1 protein-coding gene is annotated in these 700 nt (G+C 72.3%); it reads right to left on the bottom strand.

Annotated features, from left to right (window positions below):
• On the bottom strand, positions 1 to 698 hold a 698-nt coding region (dprA, locus tag A3764_RS17825), incomplete at its 3' end, for a DNA-processing protein DprA (protein ID WP_067951871.1).
• Between the last annotated feature and the right edge of the window lie 2 nt (positions 699 to 700).

The raw sequence follows: 700 nt of genomic DNA, 5'->3' as shown, positions 1-700 counted from the left end.
CAGCCCGCCGCACGGGCGTCGAACGGGTGGCCCGGCACGGCCAGCACCTCGCGCCCCTGATCCAGCGCGTCCCGCGCGGTAATGAGCGCGCCCGACCGCGCGGCACCTTCCACCACCACCGTCGCCGCCGACAGGCCCGAGATGATGCGATTGCGCAGCGGGAAATGCCGCGCCAGCGGTTTGAGGCCCATCGGCTGTTCCGACAGCCGCAACCCCCGCTGCGCGATGGCATCCGCCAGGTCGGCGTTTTCGGCCGGGTAGCGGATGTCCACCCCGCCGGCCTGAACCGCGATGGTCCCGCAGTCGAGCGCGGCGCGGTGGGCGGCGGCATCGATCCCCCGGGCAAGCCCCGATACGATGACATATCCCGCGGCCCCCAACTCGCGCGCCAGTTTGCGCGCCATCCGCATGCCCAGCGATGAGGCATTCCGCGCCCCCACCAGCGAGACCAGCGGGCGGGTCAGCAGCTCAACATCGCCCAGAACCCAGAGGAAAGGTGGCGCGCCGGGCGTGTCGCGCAGCCGCGCGGGGTATTGGCTGTCTTCCTCCATCAGCAGTTTGGCGCCCGCCTGCCGCGCGGTTTCCAGCTCTGCCCTCAGCACGCCTTCGGGGCAGGGGCGGTAACTGGCGAGGCCGGCCGCGGCGGCGACATCGGGCAAAGCCTCCAGCGCTGCACGGGCGGTTCCGTGTTCGGCCAGCA

Source organism: Sulfitobacter sp. HI0129 (genome assembly GCF_001635395.1).
Lineage (GTDB): Bacteria > Pseudomonadota > Alphaproteobacteria > Rhodobacterales > Rhodobacteraceae > Sulfitobacter.
Note: the sequence above shows the minus strand (reverse complement) of the source record. Positions and strands in the feature narration are given on the sequence as shown.